This is a genomic window from Comamonas sp. B21-038 (assembly GCF_022387135.1).
GTDB lineage: Bacteria > Pseudomonadota > Gammaproteobacteria > Burkholderiales > Burkholderiaceae_C > Comamonas > Comamonas sediminis.
Genome location: NZ_CP092462.1, coordinates 4,890,001 through 4,913,328, shown reverse-complemented (window position 1 = coordinate 4,913,328; position 23,328 = coordinate 4,890,001). Strand labels below are relative to the sequence as shown.

The 23,328-nt window shown below is 62.0% G+C and carries 19 protein-coding genes, 2 tRNA genes and 3 rRNA genes (1 of these 24 only partly in view); 9 read left to right on the top strand and 15 right to left on the bottom strand.

The features are described 5' to 3' along the window. Window position 1: 1 nt before the first annotated feature. Together MJ205_RS22380 and MJ205_RS22375 are read right to left on the bottom strand one after the other, a co-directional pair. A complete protein-coding gene (locus tag MJ205_RS22380; RefSeq protein ID WP_239810427.1) occupies window positions 2–1,213 on the bottom strand; it encodes a pyridoxal phosphate-dependent aminotransferase in 1,212 nt (403 codons plus the stop codon). Between the two features lie 24 nt (window positions 1,214–1,237). Then, window positions 1,238–2,134 carry an amino acid ABC transporter substrate-binding protein gene (locus MJ205_RS22375; RefSeq protein WP_239810426.1) on the bottom strand — a complete coding sequence of 299 codons (897 nt, stop codon included), beginning with the start codon at window positions 2,132–2,134 and terminating at the stop codon, window positions 1,238–1,240. A gap of 197 nt (window positions 2,135–2,331) precedes the next feature. On the opposite strand from MJ205_RS22375, the gene MJ205_RS22370 reads away from it, so the two are divergent. From MJ205_RS22370 to MJ205_RS22330, 9 genes are all read left to right on the top strand, one after another. Then, entirely contained in the window at window positions 2,332–3,153 is an 822-nt protein-coding gene (locus MJ205_RS22370; protein WP_239810425.1) for a FadR/GntR family transcriptional regulator, read from the top strand. A gap of 242 nt (window positions 3,154–3,395) precedes the next feature. Beyond that, window positions 3,396–4,373 (top strand): Bug family tripartite tricarboxylate transporter substrate binding protein, encoded by a 978-nt coding sequence (locus tag MJ205_RS22365; RefSeq protein WP_239810424.1) that lies wholly within the window; start codon window positions 3,396–3,398, stop codon window positions 4,371–4,373. A 61-nt stretch (window positions 4,374–4,434) separates the two neighbouring features. After that, window positions 4,435–5,343, top strand: a complete 909-nt coding sequence (kdgD, locus tag MJ205_RS22360) for a 5-dehydro-4-deoxyglucarate dehydratase (RefSeq protein WP_239812828.1) — start codon at window positions 4,435–4,437, stop codon at window positions 5,341–5,343. Window positions 5,344–5,431: 88 nt separating this feature from the next. After that, window positions 5,432–6,418 (top strand): 2-hydroxyacid dehydrogenase, encoded by a 987-nt coding sequence (locus MJ205_RS22355; protein WP_239810423.1) that lies wholly within the window; start codon window positions 5,432–5,434, stop codon window positions 6,416–6,418. Between the two features lie 59 nt (window positions 6,419–6,477). Then, entirely contained in the window at window positions 6,478–7,926 is a 1,449-nt protein-coding gene (locus tag MJ205_RS22350) for an aldehyde dehydrogenase family protein (RefSeq protein ID WP_239810422.1), read from the top strand. A 106-nt stretch (window positions 7,927–8,032) separates the two neighbouring features. Next, the gene (locus tag MJ205_RS22345; protein WP_239810421.1) at window positions 8,033–9,019 is read left to right on the top strand and encodes a DHH family phosphoesterase; all 987 of its coding nucleotides are present in this window, start codon (window positions 8,033–8,035) and stop codon (window positions 9,017–9,019) included. Then, window positions 9,019–9,258 carry a cysteine-rich CWC family protein gene (locus MJ205_RS22340; RefSeq protein WP_239810420.1) on the top strand — a complete coding sequence of 80 codons (240 nt, stop codon included), beginning with the start codon at window positions 9,019–9,021 and terminating at the stop codon, window positions 9,256–9,258. Before MJ205_RS22345 ends, MJ205_RS22340 begins: the two co-directional genes overlap by 1 nt. A gap of 102 nt (window positions 9,259–9,360) precedes the next feature. Beyond that, complete coding sequence (locus MJ205_RS22335) at window positions 9,361–10,827, top strand: DHA2 family efflux MFS transporter permease subunit (RefSeq protein ID WP_239810419.1); 1,467 nt, start codon at window positions 9,361–9,363, stop codon at window positions 10,825–10,827. Window positions 10,828–10,904: 77 nt separating this feature from the next. Further along, the gene (locus tag MJ205_RS22330) at window positions 10,905–11,672 is read left to right on the top strand and encodes a class II glutamine amidotransferase (protein ID WP_239810418.1); all 768 of its coding nucleotides are present in this window, start codon (window positions 10,905–10,907) and stop codon (window positions 11,670–11,672) included. Window positions 11,673–11,723: 51 nt separating this feature from the next. On the opposite strand, the gene MJ205_RS22325 is transcribed toward MJ205_RS22330, so the two are convergent. The 13 genes from MJ205_RS22325 to MJ205_RS22265 form a co-directional block, all read right to left on the bottom strand. Then, on the bottom strand, window positions 11,724–12,854 hold the full coding sequence (locus tag MJ205_RS22325) for an acyl-CoA dehydrogenase family protein (protein WP_239810417.1): 1,131 nt from the start codon (window positions 12,852–12,854) through the stop codon (window positions 11,724–11,726). 47 nt (window positions 12,855–12,901) lie between these two features. Further along, complete coding sequence (locus tag MJ205_RS22320) at window positions 12,902–13,570, bottom strand: SDR family oxidoreductase (RefSeq protein ID WP_239810416.1); 669 nt, start codon at window positions 13,568–13,570, stop codon at window positions 12,902–12,904. Between the two features lie 26 nt (window positions 13,571–13,596). Next, the gene (locus MJ205_RS22315; RefSeq protein ID WP_239810415.1) at window positions 13,597–14,220 is read right to left on the bottom strand and encodes an MSMEG_1061 family FMN-dependent PPOX-type flavoprotein; all 624 of its coding nucleotides are present in this window, start codon (window positions 14,218–14,220) and stop codon (window positions 13,597–13,599) included. Continuing rightward, window positions 14,217–15,317: a hypothetical protein gene (locus MJ205_RS22310; RefSeq protein WP_239810414.1), complete on the bottom strand. Its 1,101-nt coding sequence runs from the start codon at window positions 15,315–15,317 to the stop codon at window positions 14,217–14,219. The genes MJ205_RS22315 and MJ205_RS22310 overlap by 4 nt, the downstream gene beginning before the upstream one ends. Before the next feature lie 27 nt (window positions 15,318–15,344). Then, window positions 15,345–16,526 carry an acetyl-CoA C-acyltransferase gene (locus tag MJ205_RS22305; protein WP_239810413.1) on the bottom strand — a complete coding sequence of 394 codons (1,182 nt, stop codon included), beginning with the start codon at window positions 16,524–16,526 and terminating at the stop codon, window positions 15,345–15,347. A 101-nt stretch (window positions 16,527–16,627) separates the two neighbouring features. Next, window positions 16,628–17,290: a carbonate dehydratase gene (can, locus tag MJ205_RS22300; RefSeq protein ID WP_239810412.1), complete on the bottom strand. Its 663-nt coding sequence runs from the start codon at window positions 17,288–17,290 to the stop codon at window positions 16,628–16,630. Window positions 17,291–17,339: 49 nt separating this feature from the next. Continuing rightward, a complete protein-coding gene (locus tag MJ205_RS22295; RefSeq protein ID WP_021024982.1) occupies window positions 17,340–18,521 on the bottom strand; it encodes an isovaleryl-CoA dehydrogenase in 1,182 nt (393 codons plus the stop codon). A gap of 97 nt (window positions 18,522–18,618) precedes the next feature. Then, the gene (locus MJ205_RS22290) at window positions 18,619–19,014 is read right to left on the bottom strand and encodes a MerR family transcriptional regulator (protein WP_239810411.1); all 396 of its coding nucleotides are present in this window, start codon (window positions 19,012–19,014) and stop codon (window positions 18,619–18,621) included. Window positions 19,015–19,143: 129 nt separating this feature from the next. Further along, a 5S ribosomal RNA gene (gene rrf / locus MJ205_RS22285) occupies window positions 19,144–19,256 on the bottom strand. A gap of 231 nt (window positions 19,257–19,487) precedes the next feature. Beyond that, a 23S ribosomal RNA gene (locus MJ205_RS22280) occupies window positions 19,488–22,364 on the bottom strand. 423 nt (window positions 22,365–22,787) lie between these two features. Then, window positions 22,788–22,863 (bottom strand) — tRNA-Ala (locus tag MJ205_RS22275). Between the two features lie 73 nt (window positions 22,864–22,936). Next, window positions 22,937–23,013, bottom strand: a tRNA-Ile gene (locus MJ205_RS22270). Window positions 23,014–23,107: 94 nt separating this feature from the next. Next, a 16S ribosomal RNA gene (locus MJ205_RS22265) occupies window positions 23,108–23,328 on the bottom strand (it continues 1,308 nt past the right edge of the window). The 16S, 23S and 5S rRNA genes sit together here with 2 tRNA genes alongside, the layout of an rRNA operon.

Here is a 23,328-nt window from a genome sequence, read left to right as displayed (position 1 = left end):
GTCAGCCTTGTGCCAGGCCGTCAATGGCAGAACGGATGTTCTTCAGCGCCTTCACCACCAGCGCGGGGTCGGTGGCGAACGACAGACGGATATAAGGCGACATGCCAAACGCAGCGCCCGGCACGGTCGCCACCTGTGCGGCATGGAGCAAAAAGCCCGACACTGCGGCATCGCTGTCCAGCACCTGGCCTTCGGCCGTGCGGCGGCCGATCAGGCTCTGGCAACCGAGGAACAGGTAGAAAGCACCATCGGGCACCGACGACAGGGTCAGCTCGGGCACGATGGCCAGTGCGCTGCGGATGGTCTGCAGCCGGTCGACAAAGGTCTGGCGCGCCTGGCGCACGCAGTCCTGGTCGCCCAGCAGCGCCGCCTGTGCAGCCGCCTGCGCCACCGAGGTGGCACTGGTGCAGCTTTGCGATTCGAGCTTGTTCATGCCGCCGATCAGCTTCTCGGGGCCTGCCGCATAGCCAATGCGCCAGCCGGTCATCGCGTAGGACTTGGACACACCGTTGATGATCAGCATGCGGTCCTTCAGGTACGGACAGGCCTGGGCGAACGAGACAAAGGGCACACCGGTCAGGATGATGTGCTCGTAGATCTCATCGGACATGACCAGCACCTCGGGGAAGTCCTTGAGCACCTCACCCAGCGCCTCCAGCTCGGCACGGCTGTAGACCGCGCCGGTAGGGTTGCCGGGGCTGTTGATGATCAACCAGCGCGTCCTGGCCGTGATGCTCTGGCGCAGGGCCTCGGGCGTGAGCTTGAAGCCGACTGCCTCGGAGCAGGGCACATAGACCGGCACGCCGCCGTGCAATGCCACGATGTCGCCATAGGACACCCAGCAAGGCGTGGGCACCACGACCTCGTCACCGCTCTCCAGGGTGGCCATGAAGGCATTGAAGATCAGCTGCTTGGCGCCGACACCGGTGGTGATCTCGGCCACGGCGTAGTCGAGGGCGTTGTCCTGCTTGAACTTCTGCGCAATCGCCTTGCGCAGGCTCTCGTTGCCGGCGGGCACGGTGTACTTGGTGGCACCGGCCTTGGCCGCCGCCATCGCTGCATCGATGATGTGCTCGGGCGTATTGAAATCGGGCTCACCAATGCTCAGGTCGATGACATCGATGCCTTCGGACTTCATCTTCTTGGCCTGCGAGGAAATCGCCATGCTGGGCGACGAAGGCAGGCTCTCGACTTTTTGACTTAGCTTCAACATAAATTCGCAATCGCTCGGTTTCTCTTAGATGCCCTTGTCGTTGGGGTTGGCGTAGAGCGCCTTGGTCGAATCGCTGAGCGGGAAATTGATGTTCACATTGCGCGGCGGGATCGTGGTCATGAACCACTTTTGGTAGAGCGCTTCCATCTCGCCGGACTTGATCATCGCGTAGACGGTGTCATCGACCAGCTTCTTGAAGGCCGGGTCATCCTTGCGCAGCATCACGCCATAGGGCTCGGTGCGCAGTGGCTCATTGAGGATCACGTACTGGTCGCGCTGGGGCGAGGTGGCGATAAAGCTGGCCAGTTGCACGTCGTCGAGCACAAAGGCGTCGGCCTTGCCCGATTCAAACATCACAAAGGCTTCGGACGGGTCCTTGCCATAGACCTCGTTGAACTTCACGCCCTGGGCCTTCTTGTAGGCGCGCAGCAACTGGATCGAGGTGGTGCCGGTGACGGTGGCCACATTGCGGTTTTGCAGATCGGCAATGCCCTTGACCGGCGAATCCTTGCGCACCGCCAGGGTCACGTTGGCCGAGAAGTAGCTCGGCGAGAAGGAAACTTGCTCCTGGCGCGCGATAGTGTTGGTCACCGGCGTGCAGTCCAGATCGACGGTGTTGTTCTGGATCAGCGGAATGCGGCTGGTGGGCGTGGTGATCAGGTACTTGATCTCAAGCTTGGGCAGGCCAGCGGCCTTTTGTGCTGCCTCAGCCACCTTCAGGCAGATGTCGTTGATCATGCCGATGGGATCCGCATTGCCGTTGACCTTGTAGCTGAAAGGCACGGACATGTCGCGTGCACCGATGGTGATCGCACCGCTTTGCTTGATCTTCTCCAGGGTGCTGGGGGTCTGCGCTTGCGCCAGGGAAGCAGCCAGCAGGGTGACGGCACATACGGTGGTTTTCGAGAAAAGCTTGAGCATGATGGGAAAGTAGGTTACAACAAGGCATCAGTCATGTGTTGTCTGATGACAAGGCTGAATTATGATCACAGCTATGCCCAAAAGCCCCTCGGAATTACCCGCATCCCCGTCAATGGCATCCGCCCCGGATGCCATTTGCCACGGTTGCCGTGCCGCACAAGCCAACGGCCAGACCCTTGTTCTGCCGGACCACAGCCATGCTTAAAAGCCCTTCGGAATTAGCCGCATCCCCATCGTTGGCATCGGACTCGGCCGCAAGCCTGCGCGGCAGCCGTGCCGCCAAAGGCAGCCGCAGCCTGGCCAATCTGCTGTCGGAAGAGTTTGAAAACAAGATCCGCCAGGGCCTGTTGCAAGAGGGCGACAAGCTGCCCACCGAGACCGAACTGGTGCGCAGCTATGACGTGAGCCGCACCGTGGTGCGCGAGGCGCTGTCCAAGTTGCAGGCCTCCGGTTTGGTGGAAACCAAGCACGGCATCGGCACCTTTGTGCTGCCCGCGCGCAGCACGCCGGGCATGGTGCTCAGCGCCCATGAGCTGAGTGAATCGGTCGATGTGCTCGCCGTGCTGGAGCTGCGCATCAGCCTGGAGACCGAGGCCGCCGGCCTGGCCGCCACCCGGCGCCAGGAGCCGCATCTGCGCGCGATGCGCACTGCCCTGCAGGCCTTTGAGCAGAATTTTGCACTGGGCCGCGAGACCGTGAGCCATGACCTGGACTTTCACCTGAGCATCGCCAAGGCCACCGGCAACCGCTACTTCCAGGAGATCCTGCAGCACTTTGGCTCGATGCTGATTCCGCGCAACCGGATTGCCTCGATCCACATCCCCACGCGCGACCCGGACTACCTCAAGCGCGTGAACCGCGAGCATGAAGAAATCTTCTCTGCGATCGAGCGCCAGGATGCCGACTCGGCCCGCGCTGCGATGCGCATCCACCTGACCAACTCGCGCGAACGCCTGCGCCTGGCCCAGCGCCTGGCCCAGGAGCAGCAAGCAGCCGGCGGACCGGGCAAGGAGCGCTGAAGCGCCCACGCAACAGCCCGGCATGGGGCTGTTGCGGTAGCTCCCTAGCACTTAGAAGCAGCGCCAGCCAGCCCAGCAAAACACAGCAAGGGGCCCGCGCCAGCACTCGAACCAAGGCCGCGCAAAGCGGCCTGCATCCCCACCCCTACACCCAGACAAGCGTTTCCCCTAGTCAAGCAATACTTGGCGATCTGCGTTTTGAGTTGTATGATGTCTTATATCTAAAAAGGAGACAGAGACATATGCATCGCCGTTCGCACCTGATCTATTCAGCGCTGGCCCTGGCTGCCGGTAGCTTGTTATCGACTCCGCTGTGGGCGGCCGATGCATGGCCAAGCAAGCCGATCCGGCTGATCGTTCCCTACCCACCCGGTGGCAGCTCGGACATCATTGCCCGCTCGATTGGCCAGCTGATCTCGCAAGAGCTCAAGCAGACGGTGGTGATCGACAACAAGCCCGGTGCCAACGGCAACCTGGGGGCCGAGTTGGTGGCCCGCGCCCAGCCCGATGGCTACACCTGGCTGCTCTGCGATCTGGGTGCGCTGGCGATCTCGCCATCGGTCTACACCAAGCTCAGCTTTGACCCGAGCAAGGACCTGCGTGGCGCCGCGATGCTGGCCTACTCGCCGCACATGCTGGTGGTGCACCCTTCGGTGCAGGCCAACAACCTGCAGGAGCTGGTGGCGCTGTCCAAGAAACAGGACCTGAACTTTGCCGTCACGGCCACCGGCAGCGCGCCGCACCTGGCCGGCGTGGAGCTGGCACGGCTGACGGGCGCCAAATGGGTCTATGTGCCCTACAAGGGCGGTGTGCAATCGGTGCAGGACACCGTGGCCGGCCAGACCCAGGTGCTGATGAACGGCATGCTGGCCACCTACCCCCATGTGCAAAGCGGCAAGCTGAAGCTGCTGGGCATCTCCAAGAACACCCGCATGCCGCTGATCGCCGATGTGCCGACCCTGGCCGAGCAAGGCGCGGCCGGCTTTGCTTCGGGCACCTGGCAAGGCGTGGTCCTGCCGGCCAAGACGCCCGACGCCGTGATCCAGAAGGTGAACCAGGCCTTGCTGACCGCCATCCGCTCGCCCGAGGTGCGCTCGCGCCTGACCGGCCAGGGCGCCGAGGTGGTCACGATGACGCCGGCCGAGACCGACCAATTTTTCAAGGCCGAACGCCAGCGCTGGCGCACGGTCGTCCAAACCGCCAACCTGCAGCTCGATTGAGCCGCGCAGGTTTGGCACTGTCGATTCCCCCTCTTTTCTTTGAAAGTTTGATATGAGCACCATGAGCCCCCAGGATGTGAAGAACGTGATGAGTTCCGGACTGCTGTCCTTCCCCATTACCGACTTCGATGCACAAGGCAACTTCAACGCCAAGGGCTATGCCGAGCGCCTGGAATGGTTGGCCCCGTTTGGCGCCAGCGCGCTGTTCGCCGCTGGCGGCACCGGTGAGTTCTTCTCGCTGACTGCGGAGGAATACCCCGCGATCATCAAGACCGCGGTGGACACCTGCAAGGGCAAGGTGCCGATCATTGCCGGTGCAGGCGGCCCGACCCGCTTTGCGATCCAGTGCGCACAGGCTGCGGAAGCCGCTGGTGCCCACGGCATCCTGCTGATGCCCCACTACATGACCGAAGCCAGCCAGGAAGGCCTGGCCGCCCACGTCGAAGCCGTCTGCAAGAGCGTGAAGTTCGGCGTCATCATCTACAACCGTGGCGTGAGCCGCTTCACCCCCGAGACCGTGGCCAAGCTCTGCGAACGCAACCCCAACCTGGTGGGTTTCAAGGACGGCGTGGGCGACATCGAAGCCATGTCGGCCATGTACCTGACCATGGGTGACCGCCTGGCCTACCTGGGTGGCTTGCCGACCGCCGAAGTCTATGCCGCTGCCTACAAGGCACTGGGCACGCCGGTGTACTCGTCGGCCGTGTTCAACTTCATCCCCAAGACGGCCATCCGCTTCTACGAAGCCGTGCGCACCGATGACCACGCCACCCAGCACCAGCTGCTCAAGGACTTCTTCATGCCTTACCTGAAGATCCGCAACCGCAGCGCCGGCTACGCCGTGTCCATCATCAAGGCCGGCGCCAAGCTGGTGGGCCACGATGCCGGTCCGGTGCGCGCACCGCTGGCCGACCTCAAGCCCGAGGAAATCGACATGCTGGCAGCGCTGATCAAGAAGGTTGAAGCCTGATCTGCGTTGACCTCCTGGCCCGGTAACCACCCGCAGCACGGTGCTGCGGATGGTGCCGGGCTCTTTCCGTTGAAAGCCCCCTCCACACATGACTGCTACCCAACGCCCGCGCGTGCTGCAAATGGGCAAGATGCCGCTGCCCGCGCTTGACGCCGATCTGGCCCAGGAATTCGATACCACCGTGCTGAGCGCACAAGCGGACCCGCAGCAGTTCCTGGCTGCCCATGGTTCGGAATTTGCCTACCTGGTCACCTCGGCCAGCATGGGCGCATCGGCCGCGGTGATCCAGGCCTTGCCGGCACTGCGCGGCATCAGCAGTTTTGGCGTGGGCTTTGATGCGCTGGACCAGCAGGCCATCCTGGCCACATCCGCCCGCGTGGGCTACACCCCCGGCGTGCTGGACGACTGCGTGGCCGACATGGCCTTTGCGCTGCTGCTGGACAGCGCCCGGCACCTGGCGGCGGCCGACCGCTTTGTGCGCGCCGGCCTCTGGCCCAGCGAACGCTTTGGCGTCTACACCCGCGCCTCGGGCAAGCGCCTGGGCATTCTGGGCATGGGCCGCATTGGCCGCCAGGTCGCGCGCCGCGCCAGCGGTTTTGACATGGAGGTGGCCTACCACAACCGCCGCCCGGTCAGCGATTCGCCGCACCGCTACATGGCCTCGCTGCAGGAACTGGCCGAGTGGTGCGACTTTCTGGTCATCACCGCCGCCGGTGGCGACGACACCCGCCATCTGGTCAATGCCCAGGTGCTGCAAGCACTGGGCCCGCAGGGCTTTCTGATCAATGTGGCGCGCGGCAGCGTGGTCGATGAAGCGGCGCTGCTGGATGCGCTGCAGCACCAGCGCATTGCCGGCGCCGGCCTCGATGTGTTCGAGGACGAACCCCGCCCCCTGCCCGGCCTGCTGCTGCAGGACAACGTGGTGCTGGCACCGCATATTGCCAGCGGCACCCAGGAGACGCGCCGCGCGATGGCCGATCTGGTGCTGGCCAACCTGCGCAGCCTGATCGCCCACGGCCAGCCGCTGCAGGAAGTGCCCTGGTCCCTGGCAGCGGCACAGGCCCGCGTTGCCTGAGCGGCGCCTGAACCACCCCCCATTTTTTTGAGACCAGGCCCCAACCGCCTGGCAAGCCCATGACGACACACAACAACCTGATCAACGGCAGCTGGACACCCGGCAAGACCACCTCTCCCAACACCAACCCCAGCGACCTGTCCGATGTGATCGGCCAGTACGCCCAAGGCGATGCCAGCGACGTGGATGCGGCAGTGGCGGCGGCCACCGCGGCCTTCCCGGCCTGGAGCGTCTCGGGCATCCAGGCGCGCCATGATGCGCTCGACAAGATCGGCCATGAAATCTTGGCGCGCAAGGAAGAGCTGGGCGACCTGCTGGCCCGCGAAGAAGGCAAGACCCGGCCCGAGGCGATCGGCGAAGTGGCCCGCGCCGGCCAGATCTTCAAGTTCTTTGCCGGCGAATGCCTGCGCCTGGCCGGTGAGAGCCTGCCGTCGGTGCGCCCCGGCATTGGCGTGGAAATCACGCGCGAGCCCATCGGCGTGGTCGGCCTGATCACGCCCTGGAACTTCCCCATCGCGATTCCGGCCTGGAAGATCGCCCCCGCGCTGGCCTTTGGCAACTGCGTGGTGATCAAGCCCGCCGACCTGGTGCCCGGCAGCGCCTGGGCCCTGGCCGACATCATCCACCGCAGCGGCATCCCTGCCGGTGTCTTCAACCTGGTGATGGGCCGGGGCCGCATCATTGGCGATGCTTTGGTGCAGCACCCCGGTGTGGCAGCGATCAGCTTTACCGGCTCGGTCGGTGTGGGCCGGGGCATTGCCGAGGCCTGCGTCAAATCCGGCAAGAAGGTGCAGCTGGAGATGGGCGGCAAGAACCCGCAGGTGGTGCTGGACGATGCCGACCTGGCCCAGGCCGTGGAGCTGTCAGCCCAGAGCTGCTTTTACTCGACCGGCCAGCGCTGCACCGCATCGAGCCGCCTGATCGTCACCGACAAGATCTACCCCGCCTTTGTGCAGGCGCTGCAAGAGCGCATGGCCAAGATCAAGGTCGGCGATGCGCGCGCCGCCGGCACCGATATCGGCCCCGTGGTGAGCCAGGCCCAGCTGGAGCAGAACCTGAGCTATGTGGAAATCGCCAAGGCCGAAGGCGCCGTGCTGGCCGCTGGCGGCAGCCGCATTGCCTGCCACACCGGCAGCGGCAAGGAGGGGTTTTTCATGCAGCCAGCCTTGCTGGTGGACAGCACGCCGCAGATGCGCATCAACCGCGAAGAGGTGTTTGGCCCGGTCGCCAGCGTGATCCGCGTGCAGGACTATGAAGAGGCACTGGCTGTGGCCAACGACACCGCCTTTGGCCTGTCTGCCGGCATTGCCACCACCAGCCTGAAGTACGCCAGCCACTTCAAGCGCCATGCCCAGGCCGGCATGGTGATGGTGAACCTGCCCACTGCCGGCGTGGACTACCATGTGCCGTTTGGCGGCCGCAAGGGATCGAGCTACGGCCCGCGCGAGCAAGGCCGCTATGCGCAGGAGTTCTACACCACGGTGAAGACGGCCTACACGCTGGCATAAACGCTGCGCCAGCCCATGGCGCCTGCGGGCATGCGGTGGCCCTCCACCGCATACCCGCGCAGTACTTGGTCGCTCTCAGGTAATACGCTTGGCGGAAAATGGCAGGATGAAACTTCTGCCCGACCTTTCTCTGCCGGTGACGGCCGACATCAACGACCCCCAGCCCCTGATCCTCTACCACGGCCGCAACTGCCCCGATGGCTATGGCGCGGCGCTGGCGGCCTGGCTGTTCTTCTCCGGCAACGCAGAGTTTCGCGGCCTGGACCATGGCGAAATTCAGACTGTGGACGACCTGGGGCCGCTGGCCGGCCGCACGATCTACATCCTCGACTTTGCCTTTGGCCCCGAGCTGCTGGCGGCCATCGAGGCGCAGGCCCACAAGCTGGTGCTGCTGGACCACCACAAGAGCGCGGCCGAGAAGCTCCATGGCTACCAATGCACCTGCGGCGTCGTGCATTTCGACATGAACAAGTCCGGCGCGCGCCTGGCCTGGGAGTTCTTCTTTCCCCAGAACCCCATCCCCGCGCTGGTGCTGCATATCGAGGACCGCGACATCTGGCGCTGGCAGTACCCCGAAAGCGGTGCCTTCCTGGCCGCGCTGGACATGGAGCCGCGCAGCTTTGAGCGCTGGGCCGAGATTGCAGCCTTCAGCCCCGAACAACTGAGCGCCTTCATGGCACGGGGCGGCGCGATGGACGAGAAGTACCTCAAGCTCTGTAGCGACATCGCCGAAGGCGCGCAGCCACTGGTGTTCAATGGCGTGGCTGGCTTGATGGTGAATGCCCCGGGCATGTTCCACAGCCAGGTCGGCGATATCCTGGCCAAGCAGAGCGGCACCTTTGCGCTGATGTGGAGCGCCAGCCCCAAGGGCGCCAAATGCGGCCTGCGCTCGCGCTCGGACTTCAACTGCATTCCGCTGGCCGAAAGCATGGGCGGTGGCGGCCATGCGCAGGCCTGCGGCTTCCGCATGGGGGTGGACCGCCTGCCCGAGCTGCTGGCCGGCAGCCTGACCGCCCGGCCCGAAGACGCGCTGCCGCCCCCACGCCCCGCGCCAGCCGCAGCACCCACCCCGGTGCCGACAGGCACGCCATGATGGCTGCCACCCGCACGGACAGCAGCACCTGGGCGCAGCAATGCCCTCTGTGCGGCCAGCGCAACGGCTGTGCCGTGGCCCAGGGCCTGCCTGCTGCCCAGTGCTGGTGCATGACCGCCGATATCGACCCCCAGGCCTTGCAGCGCCTGGCCCCTGCCGAGCGCGGCCAGCGCTGCATCTGCCCGGCCTGTGGCCGCGCGGAGCCCGATCCCGGCGCCAGCCCCAACCGGGGTGACTGACAAGCCCCAGCCCCAGGATCATCATCAAACGCCCGGGGCCCGCCTGCTTGCAGGCACCCCACCAGGCCCCCGCCACACGCGCCCATCCGCCCAGCCCACGCCATGCAGATAAGACACCACAACGCCCAGGATCTGCGCAGCCTCTATGGGGAGCGCTTTCGCTGGTACCTGCTGTTCAGCGTCATGGTGGGCACGATGGCCTCGATCATCTCGTCGACCATTTTCAATGTCGCCATTCCGGCGATGAGCCAGCACTTCCAGCTCGGCCAGTCGCGTGCGCAATGGGTGACCTCGTCCTTCATGGTGGCCACGACGGTCGCGATGCTGACCACGCCCTGGCTGCTGTCGCGCTATGGCTACCGCAACACCTACCTGGGCGCTGTGCTGCTGCTGATGCTGGGGGGGATGGGCGGCGGTTTCAGCAGCGACTACAACCTGGTGCTGGTGGCGCGCGTGGTCGAAGGGCTGGCGGCCGGTGTGATCCAGCCGATTCCCGCCATCATCATCCTGCATGCCTTCGCATCGCATGAGCAAGGCCGGGCCAACGGCCTGTTTGGCATGGGCATCGTGCTGGCGCCGGCCATTGGCCCGAGCGTGGGCGGCCTGCTGGTCGACTGGATGGGCTGGCGTTCGGTGTTCTTCATGGTGGTGCCGCTGTGCCTGGCCTCGGTCTGGCTGGGGCTGAAGTTTGTGCCCGTCAATGCGCCCGGCGGCGCCGCCGCCGACCGCCATGGCAACAGCCTGGACTGGCTGGGCCTGGCCATTGCCACCACCGGCACGGTCTGCCTGCTCAATGGCCTGGTGGCGCTGCATGGCAGCGGCTGGCAGCAAAGCGCCGTGCTGCTGGCGATTGCGCTGGTTTGCCTGCCCGCCTTCATTGGCTGGCAGCGGCGCCTGCTGGCCCAGGGCGGCAAGCCGCTGATGGACCTGCGCCTGTTTGCCAGCAAGCCTTTTGCGGCCGGCTGCATCGTGGCCTTCATCTACGGCGTGGCCTTGTTTGGCTCCACCTACCTGCTGCCGGTATTCATGCAGCTGGGGCTGTCGTACTCGGCGTCGGTCGTGGGCACCACGATGCTGCCCGCCGGCCTGGTGCTGGGCGGCGTCATCGCGCTGGCCGGCCGCATGGCTGACCGCACCCCTGTGCACTGGCTGGTGATCGGCGGCCTCTCGCTGCTGGCGCTGTCCTTTGTGCTGACCGGTGTGCTGCAGCCGGGCTCGTCGCTGTGGCTGCTGGTGGGCTATACGGTGCTGGGCCGCATTGGACTGGGCTTCATCCTGCCGTCGCTGACCCTGGGCAGCATGCGCTCGCTGGACAAAAGCCTGATCTCACAGGGGTCGAGCAGCTTCAGCTTTCTGCGCATGCTCGGCGGCGCCGCCGGGGTGAGCCTCTGCGGCATCTTTCTGGAGTGGCGCGTGGCCTTCTACGCCAACCAGTCGCCCGCCATCGACATTGTGCTGGCCGAGCGGGTGGCGGGTTTTCGCGACACTTTTTTGATGCTGGCCGTGGTCTGTGTACTCGCGGGCGTCGCTGCCCGCCAGCTGCAGGCACCTGCGGCGGCCAGGCCATAAGAGATTTTGACCAGGTTCTTGGCCCGGAGCGAATGGTCTACACTGGGCCATCCAACGGTTTTCAAAGAGTTTTTGCCATGTGCCAACTGCTGGGGATGAACTGCAACACCCCCACCGACATCAACTTCAGCTTCAGCGGCTTTTCGCAGCGGGCCGGCAACACCGACCACCACAGCGATGGCTGGGGCATCGCCTTCTTTGAAGAAGGCGGCCTGCGCCTGCTGGTGGACCACCAGCCGGCCGTCCAGTCGCCGGTGGCCGAGCTGGTGCGGCGCTACCCCATCCACAGCCGCAATGTGATTGCGCATATCCGCAAGGCCACGCAGGGCCAGGTGCTGCTGCAGAACTGCCACCCCTTTGTGCGCGAGCTCTGGGGCAAGAACTGGGTGTTTGCCCACAATGGCGATCTCAAGGACTTCCGCCCCCGCCTGCACACCCACTTTCACCCGGTGGGCGATACCGACAGCGAGCATGTGTTTTGCTGGCTGATGCAGGAGCTGTGGAAATCCCATGCCGGCACGCCCAGCATTGCCGAGCTGACCCACACCCTGCGCGAGCTGGCCGCCCAGATTGCGCCGCATGGCACCTTCAACTTTCTGCTCTCCAATGGCGAGGCGCTCTGGGCCCATGCGAACACCTTCCTGTGCTACACCGAGCGCGCGCATCCGTTCTCGCAGGCACAGCTGAGCGATGAGGACCTGAGCATCGACTTTGCCACCTGCACCACGCCGCAGGACCGGGTGGCCGTGGTGGTGACGTCGCCGCTGACCACCAACGAGCAGTGGACAGCTTTCCAGCCCGGCGAGCTGATGGTGTTTGCCGACGGCCGGCGCCTGGCGCTCTAAACAACAAACCCGGCAGCGCCGGGTTTGTTTTTCACGATCCTGCAAAGGCCCTCAAGCCAGCGCGCGGGTGATCAGGATCTTCTGCACATCGCTGGTGCCTTCGTAGATCTGGCAGACCCGCACATCGCGGTAGATGCGCTCCACCGGAAAATCATTGACGACGCCATAGCCGCCCAGGGTCTGGATGGCGGCGCTGCAGACGCGCTCGGCCATCTCGCTGGCAAACAGCTTGGCCATGGCCGCTTCCTTCAGGCACGGCTGGCCGGCATCGCGCAGGCTGGCAGCATGCCAGATCAGCTGGCGGGCGGCCTCGATCTGCGTGGCGCATTCGGCCAGGCGAAAGCCGACGGCCTGGTGGTTGATGATGGGCGTGCCAAAACTCTCGCGCTCCTTGGCGTACTGCACGGCCACATCAAAGGCGCTGCGGGCCATGCCCACGCTCTGCGCAGCAATGCCGATGCGCCCGCCTTCGAGCGCGCCCAGCGCAATCTTGTAGCCCTCGCCTTCGGCACCGATCAGGTTCTCAGCCGGCACCACGCAGTTCTCAAAATTGATCTGCGCGGTATCGCTGCTGTGCTGGCCAAGCTTGTCCTCCAGCCGCGCCACCTGGTAGCCCGGGTTGTCGGTGGGCACGATAAAGGCGCTCATGCCCTTTTTGCCGGCGCCCTTGTCGGTCACCGCAATCACGATCGCCATCTGGCCGTTCTTGCCGCTGGTGATGAACTGCTTGACGCCATTGATCACATAGGCATCGCCCTGTTTGGTGGCGGTGGTGCGCAGCGCGCTGGCGTCCGAGCCGACATGGGGCTCGGTCAGGCAGAAGGCGCCCAGCATCTCGCCCTTTGCCAATGGTGCCAGCCATTGCTTTTTCTGCGCATCGCTGCCGTAGCGCATCAGGATGGCATTGACGGGGCAGTTGGTCACGCTGATGGCGGTGCTGGTGCCGCCGTCGCCAGCGGCAATTTCTTCCAGCACCAAGGCCAGGCTGATGTAATCCAGCCCTGCGCCACCGAGCGCATCGGGCACGCAGATGCCGTAGGCACCCAGCTGGGCCAGGCCCTGGTGGGCTGCCTTGGGGAACACATGGTCGCGGTCCCACTGCGCGGCGTGCGGCCACAGCTCGGCCTGGGCAAATTCACGCACCGCATCGCGGATCATCGTCTGGTCGTCGTTCAAAAGCATCGGTTGTCTCCGGATTTTCTCGTTCTGTCGCTGTCTGCTTGGCGGGCTTACCAGTGCTTGGCGCGGCGGCCATCGTGGTGCAGCAGGCGCCCCTTGTCCGCATCGCTGACCGAGGCCAGGGTCTGGCGCATGCCGCTCACGCTTTGCTGCACGGTCAGCGGCGCTTCATCCCCGCCCATGTCGGTCTGCACCCAGCCCGGGTCCAAGGTGATCAGGCGCGCGCCGGGGTAGTCATGCTGGGCGGAGGCCACCGCCATGTTCAGCGCTGTCTTGCTGACCCTGTACAGCCAGGAATAGCTGTCATCCACGCCTTCGATCTGCGACATCGACGACGAGATAAAGGCAAACACGCCGCCGCTGGCCTCGACTATCGGGCCGATCTGCGGCAGCAGCTGCATGGCGCCCAGCACATTGGTGTGCATCACCGCATCAAAATCGGCCTGGGTCGGCACCGTGCGGGCATTGGGCCGGCGGATCACACCGGCCACATACATCGCCAAGTCGATCTGCTGGCCCGCCAATGCCGTGGCCAGTGCCGTCACGCTCTCCGGTTTGAGCACATCAACCAGAAAAGCCCGCGCGCCCAGCGCCTGCAGCCGCGCCTGCGCCTCGGCATCACGCACCGTGGCCAGCACCGTCCAGCCTGCCTGCGCATATTCCCGCACCAGCTCCAGGCCAATGCCGCGCGAGGCGCCGATCACCAAAATCACAGCCATTCCTACGCCCTCCTCGGCGGTTGTCGTCACTGTCCCTGCTCTTGCAGGATTTGCTGCTGGTAGCGCGCCACCATGTCCGCCTGAGGCTCGGGTGCCGCGCTTGAGCCCATCTGGTCATGGATCATCTGGTTGAGCGTGGGCAGGGTGCTGCGCGCGATCTGTGCCTCAGCCTGCCACAGACGCGAGCGCATCAAGGCCTTGGCGCAGTGCAGATAGGCTTCGCGCACCTCGATCTCGATCACCAGCTTGGGCCGTTGGCGTTCGCCATCGAACACATCGATGAAGCGGGCCTCATCGCGCAGCTTTGCGGTGCCGTTGACGCGCAAGGTCTCGTCCACGCCAGGCAGCAGGAAAAGCAGCGCGATACGGGCATCAGTCAGCAGGTTGCTGAGCGAATCGAGCCGGTTGTTGCCCCCGGCATCGGGCAGCAGCAGGTGCTGCGCGCCCTGGCATTTGACAAAGCCGGGCGGGCCGCCCCGGGGCGAGGCATCGAGCATCTCGGCCGCCTGCCCGGCCGTGGCCACCACGCACAGCGGCGACAACGCAATAAAGCGCTGGCAATGCACATCGAGGTGGTCCAGCTGCTTGGCCAGCGCACGCTCGGCGGGCTGGGCGTACAGCGCGCGCAGTTGCTCGGTAGATTCGATCATGCAGCCTCCGGATCGTCATGTTCTGCATCGGCCGCCGCAGCGCCTGCGGCTGCATAGACGGCCAGATACGCATCCCAGGAGGGATCGAAAGACACGTCGACGCGCCCGGGCAGGGCCACCGCCTGCTGCTGCAGGCTTTGGCGGGCGGCTGCCGCGTCATCGACGTAGTAGCAGGCAGTGCGCTCGCGCATGCCTTCGATACGGGTATAAGCCAGAATGCCGTTTTCCATGCGCTCCAGCGCCGCCTGCAAGCCTTCCTGCGCATCACGTGCCTGGTCCAGGGTCTCGCCGTCTTCAAACGTTAAGGTCCATTGCAGGCAGTAAGGCAGATCGGCGCGCGTGGCCACGGCATTGGCCGACAGGCGCAGGCCCAGCAGATCGGGCACGGCATCGGCGGGGGCATCGCGGCGGCGTGCCTCCAGCATTTTCCAGCGGTCATCGTCGGCCGGGGGGAAGCGGTAGCTGCGCCCCAGGCTGTCGCGCAAAAACGCATCGAACACGGCAGGGAAGGCCGACAGCGGGCCCACGCCAGCGACCTCGGGCGCGAAGGCATCGACCACATCGACCGGGCCGACCCGCACCGCAAAGTCCCATTCGCCCAGGACATGGTCGAGCATGATGAAGGCCATGTGCTGGGCCAGTTCGCGCTGCTCGGGGGCGATGATCTTCTCAAAGCCCAGCTCCAGGCCAACGATGCCGCCGGCATCGTAGTGGGCCACCAGCACGTCCGAGCAGGAGAGCTCCAGGCCCTCCATCGCCATGCTGAAATCGTTGATGGGGCTGCGGTTGCGGAAGGCCTGCACCTTGTAGCCCGGCAGGCTGGGCGCCGCACGCACCAGCGCCATCAGGTTCTCGAACTGGTCGACATTGCCATGGGCGCTGAACACCAGGCGCGAAAACAGGCTGCCTTCCGAGCGCTCCAGCTCCAGCGCCAAATCGGGGGCGATGCGGGCCAGCATCTCGTTGGCCTGCACCACAAAGGCCTGGTTGGGCAACAGCGCCAAGTGGCGCTCCTGGTAGACCAATTCCTGCCAGAAGGACTCGATATCCTTTGCCTGCAGCTGCCCCGGGCCGGGGCCCACCGATTGGTTCGTCATAGTTTCTCCTCTGTCAGGATGACTAGACTACATGATTTCAATCGCCATCGCAGTGGCCTCACCTCCGCCAATGCACAGCGTAGCCAGGCCACGGCGCTTGCCACGGGCCTGCAGCGCATGCAGCAGGGTCACCAGAATGCGCGCACCGCTGGCACCAATGGGGTGGCCCAGCGCGCAGGCGCCGCCGTTGACGTTGACGATGTCGTGCGAGACCTTCATGTCGGCCATCAGCGCCATCGGCACCACAGCAAAGGCCTCATTGATTTCCCAGAGGTCCACATCCTCGACCTTCCAGCCGGCCTTTTTCAGGGCCTTCTCGGTCGCGCCGATCGGTGCGGTGGTGAACCACTCGGGCTCTTGCGCGTAGCTGGCATGGGCCACGATCTTGGCCAGCGGCTTGCAGCCCAGCTCCTTGGCGGTGGATTCGCGCATCAGCACCAGAGCGGCTGCGCCATCATTGATGCTGGAGCTGGACGCCGCCGTGATCGTGCCATCCTTCTTGAACGCGGGCTTGAGGGCGGCGATCTTATCCAGGCGCGCCTTGCCGGGGCCTTCGTCCTCGCTCACGGTGACCTCGCCCTTGCGGGTGGACACAGTGACCGGCGTGATCTCTGCCTTGAAAGCGCCGGACGCGGTCGCCGCCTGCGCGCGCTGCACGCTGGCAATGGCGAACTGGTCCTGCTGCTCGCGGCTAAACTGATACTTAGCGGCACAGTCCTCGCCAAAGGTGCCCATCGAGCGGCCGGGCTCATAGGCGTCTTCCAGGCCATCGAGCATCATGTGGTCGAAAACCTTGTCATGGCCCATGCGGTAGCCGCCACGGCCCTTTTTGAGCAGGTAGGGGGCGTTGGTCATGCTTTCCATGCCGCCGGCGACCATCACATCGCGGCTGCCGGCCACCAGCTGGTCATGGGCCAGGATGGTGGCCTCCATGCCGGCGCCGCACATCTTCGACAGGGTCACAGCGCCGGTGCTCTTGGGCAGACCACCCTTGAACAGCGCCTGGCGCGCCGGGGCCTGGCCCTGGCCAGCCATCAGGCAGTTGCCGAACAGCACCTCTTCCACTTTTTCAGGGGCGACACCCGCGCGCTCCACCGCTGCCTTGATGGCCGCGCCGCCCAGGTCATTGGCCGAGAGCTCGGCAAAATCGCCCATGAACGCACCCATGGGGGTACGGGCTGCGCCAACGATAACGACGGGATCATGCATCTGGTGTCTCCTGATTGAATTCGGGTCTTGTGCGGCAGGCCTCTCAGGGACCGCTCGCGCTGCAAAAAAGGCAGCCCTGGACGCAGGGATGCCTGGCGGGTTTAATCGCGCTTGCGCTCGGCCACCAGGGCCACGGCGCGTTGGTGGACTTCGGACAGCCCGCCAATGCCTGGAACGGTCATCTCCAGGTCGGTGATCAGGCCGTTCTTGAGGCTGTAGCACCATCCGTGCAAGGTCACCTTCTGGCCGCGCGTCCAGGCGTCCTGCAAGATGGTGCTCTGCGCCACATTCACCACCTGCTCGATGGCATTGAGCTCGCACAGCGCATCATGGCGGTGCTGGGGCGACAGGCTTTGCAGCAGTGCCAGGTGCTTGTCGCGCACATCGCGCACGTGGCGGGTCCAGTTGTCGACCAGGCCCAGGCGCAGGCCTTCGAGCGCCGCAAGCACGCCGCCGCAGCCGTAGTGGCCCACGACCATCAGGTCCTGGATCTTGAGCTGGTCCACCGAATACTGGATGGTGGACAAACAGTTCAGATCGCTGGGCACCACCACATTGGCCACATTGCGGTGCACGAACACCTCACCTGGCTCCAGACCGGTGATCTGGTTGGCGGGCACACGGCTGTCCGAACAACCGATCCACATGTACTTGGGGTGCTGCTGCGACATCAGGCCCGTGAAGAACCCGGGGCGGTCACGCTCCATCTGCTCTGCCCACAAACGGTTGTGGTCAAACAGGTCTTTGATGGAGGTTGTACTCATAAGGCTATCCTTTTGTTGTGTGGGTATCAGGATGGCGCAGCGCAGCCGGTCAGCAGGTTTCTGCGAACAGCTCACGCCCAATCAACATGCGGCGAATCTCGCTGGTGCCGGCGCCAATTTCATAGAGTTTCGCATCTCTCCACAGGCGGCCGAGCGGATACTCGTTGATATACCCATTGCCGCCATAGATTTGCACGCCTTCGCCGGCCATCCAGGTGGCCTTCTCGGCGCACCAGAGAATGACGCTGGCGCAGTCCTTGCGTACCTGGCGCACATGGTCGGTTCCGAGCAGATCGAGGTTTTTAGCGACCGTATAGGCAAAAGAGCGGCCAGCTTGCAGCACGGTGTACATATCGGCCACCTTGCCCTGGATGAGCTGGAACTCACCGATGCTTTGGCCAAACTGCTTGCGGTCATGGATGTAGGGCACGACGTTGTCCATCACCGACTGCATGATGCCCAACGGACCGCCGGTCAGCACGGCGCGTTCATAGTCCAGGCCGCTCATCAGCACCTTGGCGCCGCCATTGACCTGGCCCAGCACATTCTCCGCAGGCACTTCGACGTTCTGGAACACCAGCTCGCCGGTATGGCTGCCGCGCATACCCAGCTTGTCCAGCTTTTGTGCAATCGAAAAACCGGGCATTCCCTTCTCGATCAGAAAGGCGGTGACACCCCGTGCGCCCATCTCCGGCTCGGTCTTAGCGTACACCACCAGGGTGTCGGCATCCGGGCCATTGGTGATCCACATCTTGTTGCCGTTGAGCAGGTAGTAGCCGCCCTTGTCCTCGGCCTTGAGCTTCATGCTGATGACGTCGGAGCCGGCACCCGGCTCGCTCATCGCCAGCGCGCCCACATGCTCACCGCTGATCAGCTTGGGCAGGTACTTGGCCTTCTGGGCTTCATTGCCGTTGCGGTTGATCTGGTTCACGCAGAGGTTGCTGTGCGCACCGTAGGACAGGCCTACCGACGCGCTGGCACGGGAGATCTCCTCCATCGCCACCATATGCGCCAGGTAGCCCATGTCGGCGCCGCCATACTGTTCGGATACCGTGATGCCCAGCACGCCCAGGTCACCAAACTTGCGCCACAGGTCCATCGGGAACTGGTCGTTGCGGTCAATCTCGGCGGCACGCGGCGCGATTTCAGCCTGCGCAAACTCGCGCACGGCATCACGCAAAGCGTCGATATCCTCACCCAACTGGAAATTCAGGCCTGGCAATCCGGACATGGTCTTGTCTCCTATCTATATGGCGCACCAGATGCCGCGGCCACCGGCGAAGGCGGTGGAACGGCATCATTACGTTTACGTTCACGTCAACTATATATTATTTTTTTGACGGCTGCTTTGCGAGCAAAACATGGGCTTCCTGCATATGCTCATCAATTTCTGCCAAGTTGGCCTGCAAATCTGCCAACTGGGTCTGCAGGCGCTGGCGGTGCGCCGTCAGCACCTCGATAAAGCGGCTCAGCTGCACACCGGTGTCGCGCGGCGACTCGTAAAGGTCGATGATTTCCTTGGCTTCCTGCAGGGTCAGCCCCAGGCGCTTGGCCCGCAAGGTCAGCCGCAGGCGCGTGCGCTCCTTGGCCGAATACACGCGCTGCTTGCCGCCGGCGCCGGTGCGCTCAGGGTGCAACAGGCCCATGTCCTCATAAAAGCGGATGGCCCGGGTCGTCAGATCAAATTCTGCTGCCAGCTGCCCGATGGAATAAGTCGGTGTCATGGTCCCCCTGCATGCGCTTGTTGTTCTGGATGGACCATTATGCGGCATGCACCGCTTGGCACCACCAGGCGCCGGACAAAAGAAAAACCCCTCTACTCGGGAAGAGCAGAGGGGTTGATCAGTATAAAAGCCTGACGATGACCTACTTTCACACGGGAATCCGCACTATCATCGGCGCGAAGTCGTTTCACTGTCCTGTTCGGGATGGGAAGGAGTGGTACCAACTTGCTATGGTCATCAGGCATAACTTTTTGCTTCTTGGCTGCTTGGCGCTGATCGGTCGATCAGGGCGTTGCTGCTTTCGAAGCGAATTCATAGAGTCTTATCAGCGTAATTTGATTGCGCCGACCTGAAGGATGAGATTGTAACACTTTCGTGCCCATCTTTTTCTCACTTCAAGTCTTTGGCATAACTGCAGTTGCAGTGTTTCTTTGCTTGGGCCCCCATCTAAGGGGGGGGCCGATCAAAGTTATAGGGTCAAGCCGCACGAGCAATTAGTATTGGTTAGCTTAACGCATTGCTGCGCTTCCACACCCAACCTATCAACGTCCTGGTCTAGAACGACTCTTCAGGGGGGTCAAGCCCCCGGCAGATCTCATCTTGGAACGAGTTTCCCGCTTAGATGCTTTCAGCGGTTATCTCTTCCACACATAGCTACTCGGCAATGCCACTGGCGTGACAACCGATACACCAGAGGTGTGTCCACTCCGGTCCTCTCGTACTAGGAGCAGGCTTCCTCAAATCTGCAGCGCCCACGGAAGATAGGGACCAAACTGTCTCACGACGTTTTAAACCCAGCTCACGTACCTCTTTAAATGGCGAACAGCCATACCCTTGGGACCGACTACAGCCCCAGGATGAGATGAGCCGACATCGAGGTGCCAAACACCGCCGTCGATATGAACTCTTGGGCGGTATCAGCCTGTTATCCCCAGAGTACCTTTTATCCGTTGAGCGATGGCCCTTCCATACAGAACCACCGGATCACTATGTCCTGCTTTCGCATCTGCTCGACTTGTCAGTCTCGCAGTTAAGCACGCTTATGCCATTGCACTATCGTCACGATGTCCGACCGTAACTAGCGTACCTTCGAACTCCTCCGTTACGCTTTGGGAGGAGACCGCCCAGTCAAACTGCCTACCATGCACTGTCCCCGATCCAGATCATGGACCAAGGTTAGAACCTCAAACACACCAGGGTGGTATTTCAACGTTGGCTCCATGAGAACTAGCATCCTCACTTCAAAGCCTCCCACCTATCCTACACAGATCTGTTCAAAGTCCAATACAAAGCTACAGTAAAGGTTCATGGGGTCTTTCCGTCTTTCCGCGGGGAGATTGCATCATCACAAACATTTCAACTTCGCTGAGTCTCAGGAGGAGACAGTGTGGCCATCGTTACGCCATTCGTGCAGGTCGGAACTTACCCGACAAGGAATTTCGCTACCTTAGGACCGTTATAGTTACGGCCGCCGTTTACTGGGACTTCAATCAAGAGCTTGCACCCCATCATTTAATCTTCCAGCACCGGGCAGGCGTCACACCCTATACGTCCACTTTCGTGTTTGCAGAGTGCTGTGTTTTTATTAAACAGTCGCAGCCACCTATTCTTTGCAACCCCGTTTAGCTCCATTTGTTCAACTTCACTTACTTGGGGCACACCTTCTCCCGAAGTTACGGTGTCAATTTGCCGAGTTCCTTCTCCTGAGTTCTCTCAAGCGCCTTAGAATACTCATCTCGCGCACCAGTGTCGGTTTGCGGTACGGTCGTGTGTAGCTGAAGCTTAGTGGCTTTTCCTGGAAGCTGGGTATCACTCACTTCGTCTGCAAGCAGACCCGTTATCACCCCTCATCTTAGCCCGGCGGATTTGCCTACCGAGCACGACTACAGGCTTGAACCAACATATCCAACAGTTGGCTGAGCTAACCTTCTTCGTCCCCACATCGCACTACACATCGGTACGGGAATATTGACCCGTTTCCCATCAGTTACGCATCTCTGCCTCACCTTAGGGGCCGACTTACTCTACGCCGATGAACGTTGCGTAGAAAACCTTGCGCTTACGGCGAGCGGGCTTTTCACCCGCTTTAACGCTACTCATGTCAGCATTCGCACTTCTGATACCTCCAGCATCCGTTACCAGACACCTTCACAGGCTTACAGAACGCTCTCCTACCACGCACAGTAAACTGTGCATCCGCAGCTTCGGTAACTGGCTTAGCCCCGTTACATCTTCCGCGCAGGACGACTCGATCAGTGAGCTATTACGCTTTCTTTAAATGATGGCTGCTTCTAAGCCAACATCCTGACTGTTTTAGCCTTCCCACTTCGTTTCCCACTTAGCCCGTTTTAGGGACCTTAGCTGGCGGTCTGGGTTGTTTCCCTCTTGAGTCCGGACGTTAGCACCCGGTGCTCTGTCTCCCAAGCTGTACTCTGCGGTATTCGGAGTTTGCATAGGTTTGGTAAGTCGCCATGACCCCCTAGCCTAAACAGTGCTCTACCCCCGCAGGTAATACTTGAGGCACTACCTAAATAGTTTTCGGAGAGAACCAGCTATTTCCAAGTTTGTTTAGCCTTTCACCCCTATCCACAGCTCATCCCCTAGTTTTGCAACACTAGTGGGTTCGGACCTCCAGTACCTGTTACGGCACCTTCATCCTGGCCATGGATAGATCACTTGGTTTCGGGTCTACACCCAGCGACTTGTCGCCCTATTCGGACTCGATTTCTCTGCGCCTTCCCTATTCGGTTAAGCTTGCCACTGAATGTAAGTCGCTGACCCATTATACAAAAGGTACGCCGTCACCCCTAAGGGCTCCGACTTTTTGTAAGCATGCGGTTTCAGGATCTATTTCACTCCCCTCCCGGGGTTCTTTTCGCCTTTCCCTCACGGTACTTGTTCACTATCGGTCGATGATGAGTATTTAGCCTTGGAGGATGGTCCCCCCATATTCAGACAGGGTTTCTCGTGCCCCGCCCTACTTATCTGCAGCCTAGTACCACCAATGCGTTTTCACATACGGGGCTATCACCCACTATGGCCGGACTTTCCATTCCGTTTTGTTAACACACTGACTATCACTGCAAGGCTCTTCCGAATTCGCTCGCCACTACTATCGGAATCTCGGTTGATGTCTTTTCCTCTGGGTACTTAGATGTTTCAGTTCTCCAGGTTCGCTTCACTGCGCTATGTATTCACTCAGTGATACCTATTGCTAGGTGGGTTCCCCCATTCAGAAATCTCCGGATCAAAGTTTATTTGCCAACTCCCCGAAGCTTATCGCAGGCTATCACGTCTTTCGTCGCCTATCATCGCCAAGGCATCCACCACATGCTCTTAGTCACTTGACCCTATAACTTTGATATCTATCGCTAGATCTCAAGCCAAGAACCCAAGCAACTGCTTATGCGAGGTCTCTCACCTCGCGCGTTATGCCGTAATGTGAATATCTCTGCTGTAAACCCAGTTTCCCAGATTCACATTCTTGAAGAATATTCGTCATTACTGAATAAAAATTGCTTTCGCAAAGTTTCATTCGTTTTGACGCAATCAAATTGTTGCTGGTGGCACGGTGCAGTAAAACCTTTACGAATTTCTGCTTTCCACCAGCAACGCTGATTTTCGACTCTATGAATTTTTAAAGAACAGCCGTGTTATGCGATCTATATCGCTCAACAACAAAACAGTCTGTCGCCAAACTGCTTTGGTGTTGATGACCACTTAAGGTCAATCTTGATAAGTGTTTATCGGAATCTGGTTTGATAACCAAGTATTGGTGGAGGATGACGGGATCGAACCGACGACCCCCTGCTTGCAAAGCAGGTGCTCTCCCAGCTGAGCTAATCCCCCTTTGATCGTCTATAACCTGCGCAGTGCACTATTTGGTTTTAGCCAATCAATATGCCATCCGTCGGAACCGTAATGGTGGGTCTAGTTGGGCTCGAACCAACGACCCCTGCGTTATCAACACAGTGCTCTAACCAGCTGAGCTACAGACCCATTCCACGCAACCAGCTCTTGTAAGCTAGCCGCCTGGCTTGTGTTCCAACAACCGATAAGTGTGGGCGTTCAATCTTGATTGCTTTGTTTCCAGAAAGGAGGTGATCCAGCCGCACCTTCCGATACGGCTACCTTGTTACGACTTCACCCCAGTCACGAACCCCGCCGTGGTAAGCGCCCTCCTTGCGGTTAGGCTACCTACTTCTGGCGAGACCCGCTCCCATGGTGTGACGGGCGGTGTGTACAAGACCCGGGAACGTATTCACCGTGACATTCTGATCCACGATTACTAGCGATTCCGACTTCACGCAGTCG